Source organism: Caulobacter sp. P1_B12_2 (assembly GCF_056406675.1).
This window is the reverse complement of the sequence record NZ_JBFTZS010000140.1, coordinates 1-11,059: the sequence shown is the minus strand read 5'-3', so window position 1 is coordinate 11,059 and position 11,059 is coordinate 1. Positions and strand designations below refer to the sequence as shown.

Below are 11,059 nucleotides of genomic sequence, written 5' to 3'. Positions count from 1 at the left end.
ATTTCAGCGACAGGGCGGTGGCGTCCATCCGCTGTTCGGTCTGGTTGCGCAGCCACAGCCAGCCGATGCTCCACCCCACGGCAACTATCAGCAGCACCACAAAAGGCGCCAGCAGACCGCGACGCCGGGGCTTGCGGGATGAGGCGGCGGCGTTATGGGTCATGGAAAGGGCGGCTCCGGTCGGGAACAGTAATGAGCTTGGTAGCTAACGGGGCAGGCAGCGAAGATCGCTGGGTGTTCGGATATGGATCGCTGATGTGGCGGCCCGGGTTCCCGTTCATAGAGCGAAGAACGGCCGTGCTCCATGGGCGCCGCCGCGCCTTCTGCATCTATTCGGTCCATCACCGGGGCACTTACGAGCGGCCGGGCCTGGTGCTGGGCCTGGCGCCGGGCGGCGCGGTGCGCGGCGTCGCCTACCGGGTGGCCGCGGCCGAATGGCCCGAGGTCTATGCTTATCTGCGCGAACGCGAGCAGCCGACCGAGACCTATTTCGAGGCCTGGTCAGACCTGAAGATCGACGGCTCTCAAAGTGAGAATGGGGGCAAGGTGAAGTCCCTGGTCTTCCTGTCGGACATGAAGCACGGCCAGTGGGCGGGCGCGCTGACCCTCGAGCAGCAGGCCGACCTGATCGCCGGGGCGACCGGGCTGTCGGGCCGCAACATCGACTATCTGCGCGACCTGGTGATGCACCTGCGCGAGGACGGGGTGCGCGACCACGCCATGGAGTCGCTGCTGAAGATGGTCGAGGTCCGGGAAGCGGCGGCCTAGGGCTGGGCGGCCCGCATGGCCTCCAGGCGCCGGTAGGCCTCGCCCACGCGGCGCTCGCAGATCGCGGTCAGATCTTCGCCGGCCTCACGCCGCTTGGCCGCGCGCCAGCACCCGGGCGCAGTAGTCGGCGTCGGGCSTGTCGGGCGTTTCGAGGCCCAGGCGCGCGGACGGGATCAGTTCGGGGATCATCTGCACGCCGCGCCGGCGCAGATGCGAGACCAGCACCTCGACCGGCTCGCGATAGAGGAAGACCCAGGGCGTGTCCGGAAAGGCGCGCCGGAACAGCGGCAGGTCCCGCACGTGCCAGCAGTCTAGCTTGAGAAACAGGCGGGTTTCGCCGGCGCGCGGCTGGCCGAGGGCGGCGACCATGGCTTTCAGGACTTCGGCCTTGGCGTCGTCGTCGAGCTGGAGCCGCAGCACCGCGTCGATCGGCGCCGCTTCCGAGATCACCACGTTGGCCGGCGAGGCCGCCAGCATCCGGGCCGCCAGGGTCGAGCCGCAGCGCGACATGTGGAAGATCAGACCGTCGGGCGCGCGGGACGGGTGGTCGCCCGGGCCGGGCAGGGGCGTGCGCAGGGTTACGAGGCGGTTCAGCGGCCGGTAGCCGGCCCTCGTGAGGTCATCGGCGTAGAACGGCTCGGCCAGCCGTCGTCCCCCCAGCCAGCGCCAGCGCACGACCGGCCGTCCGTCGAGGTCCGAGACCTCGGACGGCAGCCAACCGGGCGGGGCGGACGCGCGCTGGGCCGGCGGGATCGAAGCGGTGTGGATCGCCGCGCGGACCTCCGCCGCCTCGACCGGGAGGCCCGCCGTCGTCGCGGCCTGGGTCGCCCGTGCGGCGAAGGCGTCAGGGTCGCCGATCGCGTCGAGGGCTTGCGACAGGGCGGCGTCGTCGAGGATCAGGTCGCGCAGCGCCTCAAGCCCCGTCGTCATCACCGCTCCCATCCCCGCCGCCTTGTCCCGGCTTGCGGCGCCGCTCGCCGCCTCGTAGCGTCACTGGATGGCCTACCCGGACAGATTGCAACTGCCCTTCGGTTTCGACCCGGTCCTGCTGCGGCGCGACCTGGACGCCCTGTCGGCCACGCCCTGGACGGCCCACTTCGTGCACCAGAACTACGAAGGCGACTGGAGCGCGATCCCGCTGCGCTGCATGGCCGGCGAGACCCATCCGATCCGGATGATCTATTCCGACCCCGTGGCCACCGACTTCATCGACACGCCGTTCCTGGATGTCTGTCCCTATTTCCGCGAGGTGATCGCCGCCTTCGCCTGCCCGGTGCGCAGCGTGCGCCTGATGCGGCTGACGCCCGGTTCGGTGATCAAGGAGCACGCCGACCTCGACATGGGCGTCGAGAGCGGCTCAGTCCGCATCCACGTGCCGGTGACCACCAACCCGGACGTCGAGTTCCTGCTCAACCGGGTGCGGGTGGACATGAAGGAAGGCCAGGCCTGGTACCTGCGCCTGGGCGACCCCCACGCGGTGGTCAACCGCGGAACGACCGACCGCGTGCACCTGGTGCTGGACCTGTTCGCCAACGACTGGCTGATGGGATTCTTCGAGGCGGCGGCGGTCGAGGCGTGAGGAGGCCTAAAGCCCCTCGTCCTCCAGGGCCTTGGTCGCCGTGTCGATCCGGGTCTGCAGCTCGCGCATGAACTCGCCGCGCTTCAGACCGGCGGGGATGGGCGGCAGATATTCGAAGACGATCGTGCCGGGCGGCCGCAGCAGGCCCTTGGGCCAGTGGACGCCGCAGTTCAGGGCCAGGGGCGTGACCGGCAGCTCCAGTTCGCGATAGAGCGCCGCGATGCCGGGCTTGTAGTCGCCGGGCTGGCCGACGTCGCCGCGCGTGCCTTCCGGGAAGATCACGACCTGGCGGGTTTCCTTCATGCGGTCGACGGCGTCGCGCACCAGCTTCTTCAGCGCCGTCGAATGGCCGGCCCGATCGACGACGATCATGCCGGCCTTCAGACCGTGCCAGCCGAACACAGGCACCATCAGCAGTTCCTTCTTCATCACGAAGCAGGCGTCGGGCAGCAGGGCGAACTGGCTGAAGACGTCGAACATCGACTGGTGCTTGGCGGCGACCAGCGCCGGTCCGGTGGGGCGATACTGCTCGCCGCGCACCTCGACCTTGATCCCGGCCAGCCAGCGCAGGCCCCAGATCAGGCCCTTGGACCAGGCCGACAGCGCCCAGGTGTTGACCCCGCGCGGCAGCGGCAGGGTCAGCAGCATGGCCAGGGCGGTGAACACCGACCAGATCCAGAAGAACAGCTGGAACAGGAACGAACGCAGATAGATCAAGACGCTTCCTTCGCCGACGTCGGATCGGCCTTTTCCTGGGGACCCAGCTTGAGGAACGCCTCGCGGCCCAGGATCGCCAGGTACTTGCAGTATTCCACGATCATCCGCCGCGCGCTCGTGCCGCCTTTCCACCAGCGGTGGGCGTTCAGGCTCTCGGTGACCACGGGATAGGGGTGCAGCGCCACGTCGGGCATGGCGGCGTGCAGCTCCAGCATCGAACGCGGCATGTGGTAGTCGGCGGTGACCACGATCAGGCTGTGATAGTCCTTGGCCTTGGCCCATTCGGCCGACTCGCTGGCGTTGCCGACGGTGTCGGCGGCGGCGTAGCCCAGGTCGATGCAGCATTCGTAGATCGGGCGCACGGCCTTGGTCACGCCCAGCACGTCCTCGCGGGACGCCTCGCGGTTGACGCCGGAGATCAGCAGGCGCTTGCCCTTGCCGGCTTCCAGCAGCTTGGTCGCAGCCTCCAGCCGTATGTTGGAGGCGCCGGTCAGCACCACCACCCCGTCCGACACCGGCGGTTCGCCGGGCGGCGTGGACTGATCGACCCGGCTGGTGAAGGCCAGAAGGCCGACGAACCAGACCATGACCAGGATCAGCAGCGCTGCGAAGCTTTTCACGGCATGCCTCTCAATAGACGCAGGGAGGCCGCGCGGGCCGCGATCCCGGCCACCAGCGCCGCCACCAACGGGCAGGGCAGGGGCGCCAGAAGATCGATCCAGGCCAGCGGCAGGACCGGCGTCAGTCCTTGGCCGCCCCCCACGAGCCGCGCCGCCGCGCCGATCATGGCCGCGCTTGCCCCGCCCAGCAAGCCGGCGATGAAGGCCATGCCCGCGAAACGGTTCTGGAACAGGTTGGCGATGAAGCCGTCCTCGGCGCCGGACAGGTGCAGCACCTCGACGATGTCGTGGCGCGCGGTCAGGGCGGCGCGGGTGGCGAAGACGATCACGGCGGCCGCCGCCGTGGCGATCAGGCCGAACACGCCGATGGCGGCCCAGCCGGCCAGGCGCGCCGCGCGCTCGATGTCGGCGATCCAGCGGCTGTGGTCGTCGACCACGGCGTCGACATTGGCCTCCTTCAACGCCTTGTTCAGCGTGGCGGCGGTGGCGGGGGCCTTGGGGTCCAGGTCCAGGGTCACCAGGCGCGGCACGGGCAGGTCGGCGATCAGGGCCTCGCGGCCGATCCAGGGCTCAAGCAAAGCCTCGGCCTTTTCCTTGGGCAGGGCGCGGGCCTCGCTGACGCCCTTGACGCCGGCCAGGGTCTCGGCGGCGCGGGCCGCGGCGCTGTCGGGGCTTTCACTGGCGCGGGGGCGGACCACCACGGTGGCCGAGCCCGTCAGCTGGGCGGTCCAGCCAGTGGCCGCGCGGGTCGAGGCGATGGCGGCCAGAGCCGTCAGGCAGGCCAGGAAGCACAGCACGGCGACCACGAACACCAGCGACCCGTCGCGCGCGTCGCGGGGCGGCAGAAGTTGTCCGGGCTTCCAGCGGGCGACGGAGAACTCGCTCATGCGTCGTCCTCCGCGTCGTCGTCATAATCTTGATCGTCGTCGTCCTGGCCCTGGTCCTCATCGGCGTACTCGACCAGCCGGCCGTGCTCCAGGTGCAGGGTCGGGCGATTGGCGCGGGCGACGAGGTCCTCGTCGTGCGTGGCGATCAGCACCGTGGTGCCCAGGCGGTTCAGTTCGACGAACAGCCGCAGCAGGCGCAGCGACATGGCCGGATCGACGTTGCCGGTCGGCTCGTCGGCCAGCAGCACGTCAGGCCGGTCGACCACGGCGCGGGCGATGGCCAGGCGCTGCTTCTCACCGCCGGACAAGGTGGCGGGCAAGGCGTGCATGCGGTCGCCCAGGCCCACCCACTGCAGCAGCTCGGCGACGTCCTCGCGGTAGCTCGCGGCCTTTCGGCCGGCGATGCGCAGCGGCAGGGCGGCGTTGTCGAACACCGACAGGTGGTCCAGCAGGCGGAAGTCCTGGAACACCACCCCGATGCGGCGCCGTATGAACGGCAGATCCTCGGGCCGGGTCAGGCTGATGTCGCGGCCGAACAGCTCGACGCGGCCCCGTGACGCCCGGTGGGCCAGGTAGATCAGCTTGAGCAGTGAACTCTTTCCGGCGCCCGACGGGCCGGTGAGGAAATGGAAAGACCCTGGGTGTAGGGTGAACCTGAGATCGCTGAGCGTTTCCGGCCCCCGCCCATACCGCATCGAGACACCCTCGAAGCGGACGACGGGGACGGTGTCGCCATCCTGGACGTCTTCGATGCGCAAGGGTGTGTCGTTGGGTCGTGTGGACATGGCTGGCAAAATCGGCGACCTCGTGTGTAGGAGCGGGGAGCGTCCGATTCGCGGCCATGATACTGACCTGCCCAGAGTGCGCCAGCCGCTATTTCGTCGATRACTCCAAGGTCGGTGCGGCTGGTCGTGTCGTGCGTTGCGCGTCCTGCGGGGCGCGCTGGACGGCGCGGAACGAAGACGATCTCGACCTTTTCGAGGAACCGTCGGCGGCTGACATCGCGGCGGCCGAGGTGCTGGCCAAGCTCGACGGTCAAAATCCCGCCGACGATCCCGAAACCCCGGTCAACGAACTGCCGGGCGAGGAACTGCCCAAGGTGTTCCGCGCCCGGGCCGACGCCGAGCGTCGCCTGAAGGAAGCCAAGACCACGGGCCTGGTCTGGGGCGGCATGGTCGCGATGATGCTTCTGCTCATGGGCGGCGCCTGGCTCAACAACATCAACATCGCCAAGCTCTGGCCCAGCACGGCGGGGGCCTACGCCTTCGTCAAGCACCCGGTGAACGTCGTCGGCCTGGTGGTCGAGGATCTGAAGGCCGAGCCGTCGATGCAGAACGGCCACGCCGCCATCACCATCACCGGCGTCATCCGCAACATCACCAACCATCCCGTGTCCGCGCCGCCGCTGCGGGTGGCCTTGCTGAACAAGCACGAGAAGCGGGTGGCCGGAAAGCTGGCCGCCGCCGCCGATCCGCTGATTCCCCCCAGCCAGACCCGGCACTTCTCGGTGACCCTGCTGGACCCGCCCCGCACCGCCAACACCCTGGAAATCGGCTTCGCCTTGGAGCCCGGCGCCGCCAAGCACGCCGGCCCGGCGGGCCATGTCGAGAAGGTCTCCAACCCCGAAGCGCCGTCGCTGCGGGGGGCTCAGGACCAGCCGGCGGAGCTGGCGGCGGGCGGAGATCCTGCGGTCGGCGAGACGCAAGGGGCTGGACACGAGGCCCCAGGTCATGAGACCGGAGCGGTCGAACCGGCCCCGGCCGGCCATCATTGACCAAGAAATCCTGAAATGACCGAGCGCCTCGCCCCCGAAGTCCTGATCTCACAGGAAGAAATCGCAGAGCGGGTCGAGGCCCTGGCAAAAGCCATCGCGCCGCGCATCGACGAAGACACCGTCGTCGTCTGCCTGCTGACCGGCGGCCTGTGGTTCGCCGCCGACCTGACCAGAGCTCTTTGGAGAGCGGGCCGCGACGTGCGCTTCGACGCCCTGTGGCTGGCCTCCTATCATGACGAGCGCAAGAGCTCGGGCCGCTGCGAGGTCCGCGCCGACCTGCAACGCCCGCTGATCGGCCGCCGCGCCCTGGTTGTGGACGACGTGCTGGACACCGGCCTGTCGCTGGGCGAAGCCGCCAAACTGGTCAAGGACGCCGGCGCCAGCGAGGTTCTGACCGCCGTCTTCGCCCGCAAGCCCTGGGACAAGCCGCGCATCGAGCCCGACTTCATCGCCTGGGAAGCCCCCGCGCGGTACCTAGTCGGCTACGGCCTGGACGACGAGGGCAAGAGCCGTGGGCTGCCGTATATCGGCGCGATGGACTGAGACTGTCTTTGGGGGGCTCACCCACTTGCCCCCACCTGACCGCTTCGCGGTCTGTCGCGGCGAGGGGGCGGAGGATGTCGCGCACGGCTCCTCTTCCCCCTGTGGGGGAAGACGGTCGCGAAGCGACCCGTAGGGGGCAAGTGCTAGCCGCCTAAACCCATTGCGGCGTCACATCCCGCCCCAGCATCTCCTCGTACGACGGCCGGGCGCGGATCACCGCGAACCTGTCGCCATCCACCAGCACCTCGGGCACCAGCGGCCGGGTGTTGTACTCGCTGGCCATGGCCGCGCCGTAGGCTCCGGCCGACATGAAGGCCACCAGGTCGCCCGGCCCGAACGGCGGCAGGGCGCGGTCGCGGGTGAAGGTGTCGCCGGTCTCGCAGATCGGGCCGACCACGTCGTAGACGGTCTCGCCGGCGCGCTGGATCAACGGCCGGATGTCGTGGAACGCGTCGTACATGGCCGGACGCACCAGGTCGTTCATGGCCGCGTCGATGACCAGGAACTTGCGGCCTTCCGGGCGCTCGTGGACGTGGATGACTTCCGACACCAGCACGCCGGCGTTGGCGGCGATGACGCGGCCCGGTTCGAAGGCCAGCGTCACGGGCAGGCCCTTGATGACCTCGCCGACCATCTTGGCGAAGTCCGCCGGCGAGGGCGGTTCGGGGTGGTTGAAATAGGGCACGCCCAGGCCGCCGCCCAGGTCCAGGCGCTCGACGTGCAGGCCTTCGCCCAGCAGCTGTTCGACCAGGCCCCGCATCTTGGTGAAGGCCTGGCGCATCGGCGTCAGGTCGGTGATCTGGCTGCCGATGTGGCAGGCCACGCCGATCGGTTCGAGATTGGCGTTGTTGCTGGCGTTGGCGTAGAGGCGCGCGGCCTCGGCGAACGACACGCCGAACTTGTTCTCGGACTTGCCGGTGGCGATCTTGGCGTGACCGCCGGCCGCGACGTCGGGATTGACCCGAAACGCCACCTTGGCCTTGACGCCCAGCTCGGCCGCGACGGCCGCGATCAGGTTCAGCTCGGGCTCGGACTCGACATTGATCTCGGCGACGCCGGCCCGCAGGGCGAAGGCGATCTCGCCGCGCTTCTTGCCGACGCCCGAGAACACGATCCGCTCGGCGGGAATGCCGGCGGCCAGGGCGCGGCGGACCTCGCCCTCGGACACCGTGTCGGCCCCGGCGCCGAGGTTGCCCAGCACCTTCAGCACCGCGACGTTGGAATTGGCCTTCACCGCGTAGGCGATCAGCGGATCGACGACGCCGGCGGCGGCCAGGGCGTCGCGGAACACCGTGAAGTGCCGCTCCAGCGTGGCGCGGGAATAGACATAGACCGGCGTGCCGACCTCGCTGGCGATCTTGGCCAACGGGACGCCTTCGCAGGCCAGGCCTTCGGGGCCATATTCGAAATGGTTCACGAGCGTCGAGCTTTCTGACGGCGATATGCGGCGCGGCGTTGCGTCCTTCGAGGCTCGCCCTTCGGCTCGCACCTCAGGATGAGGAAATCAGCAAGAACGTTCCTCATCCTGAGGCGCCTGCGCAGCAGGCCTCGAAGGACGCAGGGTGGTGGGGTTCTAGTTCGGTTGCGCGCTGGGGAAGCCGGCGCCCGACGGGCCGCCGAAGGGGTCGGGCTGGGTGCCGCCCAGGGGCGCGGCGCGGGTCGTGCGGTTGCTCGACGCCGGGTCCATGTTTTCCTGCGTGCCGTTGGCGCGGGCCGGCTGGTTGGCGGTGGACGAGCCCTTGCGGCGCTCGGCCTCGAAGGCGGCCTTCTTCTGGGCGTTCCACAGCGGGGCGGGACGTTCCAGCGTCGCCTGCTTGCCGCAGGCCGTCGCGGTCAGGGCCAGGGCGGCGATGGCGAGGACGGTGAGAGCCTTGCTGGCTTGGGGACGGATCATCCGAGCAGTTCCTTCCAACGCGCGATCTGGGCGCGAACCTGGGCGGGAGCGGTCCCGCCGTAGCTGATGCGGCTGGCCGCCGAGGCGGCCGGGGTGAGCACGGCGTAGACCGCGTCGGTGATCCGGGGCTCGATGGCCTGGAATTCGCCGAGCGACAGGTCCGCCAGGTCGACGCCCTTGGTCTCGGCCGCCTTCACGGCCGAGCCTGTCACGTGGTGGGCGTCGCGGAAAGGCATGTTCAGTTCGCGGACCAGCCAATCGGCCAGGTCGGTCGCCGTCGAGAAGCCCGCGCCGGCGGCGGCGGCCATCTTCTCGGTGTTGGGCGTCAGGTCGGCGACCATGCCGGCCATGGCCAGCAGGCTGAGTTCGAGGGCGTCGAAGGCCTCGAAGGTCGGGACCTTGTCCTCCTGCATGTCCTTGGAATAGGCCAGGGGCAGGCCCTTCATCACGACGGTCAGGGTGGTGAGGCTGCCCAGAATCCGTCCGACCTTGGCGCGGATCAGCTCGGCCGCGTCGGGGTTCTTCTTCTGCGGCATGATCGAGCTGCCGGTGGTGAAGGCGTCGGTCAGCTTGATGAAGCCGAACATCGGCGTCGTCCACAGCACGATCTCCTCGGCCAGGCGCGACAGGTGCGTGGCGCAGATTGTGGCGGCCGACAGGGCTTCCAGGGCGAAGTCACGGGCCGAGACGCTGTCCAGCGAATTGGCGGTCGGGCGGTCGAAGCCCAGCTCAGCCGCCGTTTGGTGACGATCGATCGGGAAGGGCGAGCCGGCCAGGGCGGCGGCGCCCAGCGGGCACTCGTTCATCCGGGTCCGGGCGTCGCGGAACCGCGAGGCGTCGCGGCCGAACATCTCGACATAGGCCATCAGGTGGTGGCCGAACGTCACCGGCTGGGCCGGCTGCAGGTGGGTGAAGCCCGGCATCAGGGCGTCGGCGTAGGCTTCGGCCTGGGCGACCAGGGCGCGTTGCAGGGCCTCCAGCTGGCCCGCCGAACGCTCGCAGGCCTCGCGCACCCATAGGCGGAAGTCGACGGCCACCTGGTCGTTGCGCGAGCGGGCGGTGTGCAGCCGGCCGGCCGTCGGGCCGATCAGCTCGCGCAGCCGCGCCTCGATGTTCATGTGGATGTCTTCGTACTCGTCGCGGAACGGGAAGGCCCCGGCCGTGATCTCGCCCTCGATGGCGTCCAGGCCCTTGAGGATTTCCTCGCCGTCTTCGCTTGCAATCACGCCTTGGCTGATCAACATCCGGGCATGGGCGCGGGAGCCCGCCAAGTCCTGCGACCACAGGCGCTTGTCGAAGCCGATGCTGACATTGATCGCCTGCATCAGCTCCGCCGGCTTGGCCGAGAACCTGCCGCCCCACATGGCTTGGCCCTGGCCGTTCGCGGCGGGCTTATCGGAGGCGTTGTCGGTCATATGAGCGAATTCCAGTCGGACAGGGACGAAGCCGCGCGCAAGCTCGGCCCGCTGAAGTGGGTGATCGGCGCCGTTCTGGTGATCGGCGTCGCGGCGGTTCTATACGTCATCGCTTCGGCTTCGTTCAAACCCGCAGGCGTCGTCGACCTCAAGGAATTCAAGAAAGCGTCCTTAGCAAAGCTGGACGTGCCGGCCCAGCCGCGCGCCGCGCCGGCCACGGTGTTCACCGATGGAGCCGGAAAGCCCCACACCCTGGCCGATTTCAAGGGCCAGGTGGTTGTGATGAACCTCTGGGCCACCTGGTGCGCGCCCTGCAAGAAGGAGATGCCGACCCTGGGCAAGCTGCAGGCCGCCTATGCGGCCCAGCCGCTGAAGGTGCTGCCCGTCAGCGTCGATCGCGACAGCGACCTGAACCTGGTCCAGGCCGAGATGGCCGCCAACCCTCCGCTGCAGGTCTATCGCGACCCGGGCTACAAGCTGTCGTTCGAGCTTGAGCCGCGCGCCGCCGGCTATCCGACCACCGTCATCTACGACAAGCAGGGCCGCGAGCGCGCCCGGCTGGCGGGCGACGCCGACTGGTCCAGTCCCGAGGCCCGCGGGCTGGTCGAGGCCCTCCTACGCGAGCGCTGAGGCCGTCCGCACGCTTAAGCATACCGTTGTTTTTTGAATTGACCCCTCAACGGGTGCGTGTCCACTGTGCCATGCAATCCTGGATTTGGGCCTGCGAACGCTACCCGGACGACTGAGATTGTTACCCGCCCGCTTGTCCGGGCATTGGATCGGCTATCTCTAGGAGACACTCCATGGCGACCGGCGTGGTGAAATGGTTCAACGGCACCAAGGGCTTCGGCTTCATCYAACC

At 69.1% G+C, this 11,059-nt stretch carries 13 protein-coding genes and 1 pseudogene; 6 read left to right on the top strand and 8 right to left on the bottom strand.

Annotated features, from left to right (window positions below; all coding sequences use genetic code 11):
• The first annotated feature begins 192 nt into the window (after positions 1-192).
• Positions 193-768, top strand: a complete 576-nt coding sequence (locus AC1DZ6_RS10805; RefSeq protein WP_477097182.1) for a gamma-glutamylcyclotransferase — start codon at positions 193-195, stop codon at positions 766-768.
• 84 nt (positions 769-852) lie between these two features.
• Here the strand turns inward: AC1DZ6_RS10805 and AC1DZ6_RS10800 are convergent, their stop codons facing one another.
• The gene (locus tag AC1DZ6_RS10800) at positions 853-1,698 is read right to left on the bottom strand and encodes an aspartyl beta-hydroxylase (protein WP_477097181.1); all 846 of its coding nucleotides are present in this window, start codon (positions 1,696-1,698) and stop codon (positions 853-855) included.
• A gap of 67 nt (positions 1,699-1,765) precedes the next feature.
• On the opposite strand from AC1DZ6_RS10800, the gene AC1DZ6_RS10795 reads away from it, so the two are divergent.
• A complete protein-coding gene (locus tag AC1DZ6_RS10795; RefSeq protein WP_477097180.1) occupies positions 1,766-2,347 on the top strand; it encodes an aspartyl/asparaginyl beta-hydroxylase domain-containing protein in 582 nt (193 codons plus the stop codon).
• A gap of 6 nt (positions 2,348-2,353) precedes the next feature.
• Here the strand turns inward: AC1DZ6_RS10795 and AC1DZ6_RS10790 are convergent, their stop codons facing one another.
• The 4 genes from AC1DZ6_RS10790 to ftsE are packed head-to-tail and all read right to left on the bottom strand — an operon-like array spanning position 2,354 to position 5,356.
• Complete coding sequence (locus AC1DZ6_RS10790; RefSeq protein ID WP_477097179.1) at positions 2,354-3,064, bottom strand: lysophospholipid acyltransferase family protein; 711 nt, start codon at positions 3,062-3,064, stop codon at positions 2,354-2,356.
• The gene (locus tag AC1DZ6_RS10785; RefSeq protein WP_477097178.1) at positions 3,061-3,684 is read right to left on the bottom strand and encodes a YdcF family protein; all 624 of its coding nucleotides are present in this window, start codon (positions 3,682-3,684) and stop codon (positions 3,061-3,063) included. Before AC1DZ6_RS10785 ends, AC1DZ6_RS10790 begins: the two co-directional genes overlap by 4 nt.
• Complete coding sequence (locus AC1DZ6_RS10780; protein ID WP_477097177.1) at positions 3,681-4,571, bottom strand: cell division protein FtsX; 891 nt, start codon at positions 4,569-4,571, stop codon at positions 3,681-3,683. The genes AC1DZ6_RS10785 and AC1DZ6_RS10780 overlap by 4 nt, the downstream gene beginning before the upstream one ends.
• Positions 4,568-5,356, bottom strand: a complete 789-nt coding sequence (gene ftsE, locus AC1DZ6_RS10775) for a cell division ATP-binding protein FtsE (protein WP_477097176.1) — start codon at positions 5,354-5,356, stop codon at positions 4,568-4,570. Before ftsE ends, AC1DZ6_RS10780 begins: the two co-directional genes overlap by 4 nt.
• Positions 5,357-5,412: 56 nt before the next feature.
• Between ftsE and AC1DZ6_RS10770 the strand changes: the two genes are divergently transcribed.
• On the top strand, positions 5,413-6,345 hold the full coding sequence (locus AC1DZ6_RS10770; RefSeq protein WP_477097175.1) for an MJ0042-type zinc finger domain-containing protein: 933 nt from the start codon (positions 5,413-5,415) through the stop codon (positions 6,343-6,345).
• A 15-nt stretch (positions 6,346-6,360) separates the two neighbouring features.
• Positions 6,361-6,888: a phosphoribosyltransferase gene (locus AC1DZ6_RS10765; RefSeq protein WP_477097174.1), complete on the top strand. Its 528-nt coding sequence runs from the start codon at positions 6,361-6,363 to the stop codon at positions 6,886-6,888.
• 151 nt (positions 6,889-7,039) lie between these two features.
• Here AC1DZ6_RS10765 and lysA read toward each other — a convergent pair whose 3' ends face one another.
• On the bottom strand, positions 7,040-8,305 hold the full coding sequence (gene lysA / locus AC1DZ6_RS10760; protein ID WP_477097173.1) for a diaminopimelate decarboxylase: 1,266 nt from the start codon (positions 8,303-8,305) through the stop codon (positions 7,040-7,042).
• 25 nt (positions 8,306-8,330) lie between these two features.
• Here lysA and AC1DZ6_RS10755 point away from each other — a divergent pair.
• Positions 8,331-8,451, top strand: a pseudogene (locus tag AC1DZ6_RS10755) (hypothetical protein); the annotation flags it as partial.
• Between the two features lie 10 nt (positions 8,452-8,461).
• Here AC1DZ6_RS10755 and AC1DZ6_RS10750 read toward each other — a convergent pair.
• Together AC1DZ6_RS10750 and argH are read right to left on the bottom strand one after the other, a co-directional pair.
• A complete protein-coding gene (locus tag AC1DZ6_RS10750) occupies positions 8,462-8,782 on the bottom strand; it encodes a hypothetical protein (protein WP_477097172.1) in 321 nt (106 codons plus the stop codon).
• Positions 8,779-10,197, bottom strand: a complete 1,419-nt coding sequence (argH, locus tag AC1DZ6_RS10745; protein WP_477097171.1) for an argininosuccinate lyase — start codon at positions 10,195-10,197, stop codon at positions 8,779-8,781. Before argH ends, AC1DZ6_RS10750 begins: the two co-directional genes overlap by 4 nt.
• Here argH and AC1DZ6_RS10740 point away from each other — a divergent pair, their 5' ends adjacent.
• The gene (locus tag AC1DZ6_RS10740) at positions 10,198-10,827 is read left to right on the top strand and encodes a TlpA family protein disulfide reductase (protein WP_477097170.1); all 630 of its coding nucleotides are present in this window, start codon (positions 10,198-10,200) and stop codon (positions 10,825-10,827) included. It abuts the gene before it with no gap.
• The last annotated feature ends 232 nt before the right edge of the window (positions 10,828-11,059 follow it).

Excerpts from the sequence above, each read along its gene's own strand:
- AC1DZ6_RS10805 (WP_477097182.1), top strand. The coding sequence starts at position 193 with ATGAGCTTGGTAGCTAACGGGGCAGGCAGCGAAGATCGCTGGGTGTTC.
- AC1DZ6_RS10795 (WP_477097180.1), top strand. The coding sequence starts at position 1,766 with ATGGCCTACCCGGACAGATTGCAACTGCCCTTCGGTTTCGACCCGGTC.
- AC1DZ6_RS10780 (WP_477097177.1), bottom strand. The coding sequence starts at position 4,571 with ATGAGCGAGTTCTCCGTCGCCCGCTGGAAGCCCGGACAACTTCTGCCG.
- ftsE (WP_477097176.1), bottom strand. The coding sequence starts at position 5,356 with ATGTCCACACGACCCAACGACACACCCTTGCGCATCGAAGACGTCCAG.
- AC1DZ6_RS10765 (WP_477097174.1), top strand. The coding sequence starts at position 6,361 with ATGACCGAGCGCCTCGCCCCCGAAGTCCTGATCTCACAGGAAGAAATC.
- AC1DZ6_RS10750 (WP_477097172.1), bottom strand. The coding sequence starts at position 8,782 with ATGATCCGTCCCCAAGCCAGCAAGGCTCTCACCGTCCTCGCCATCGCC.
- argH (WP_477097171.1), bottom strand. The coding sequence starts at position 10,197 with ATGACCGACAACGCCTCCGATAAGCCCGCCGCGAACGGCCAGGGCCAA.
- AC1DZ6_RS10740 (WP_477097170.1), top strand. The coding sequence starts at position 10,198 with ATGAGCGAATTCCAGTCGGACAGGGACGAAGCCGCGCGCAAGCTCGGC.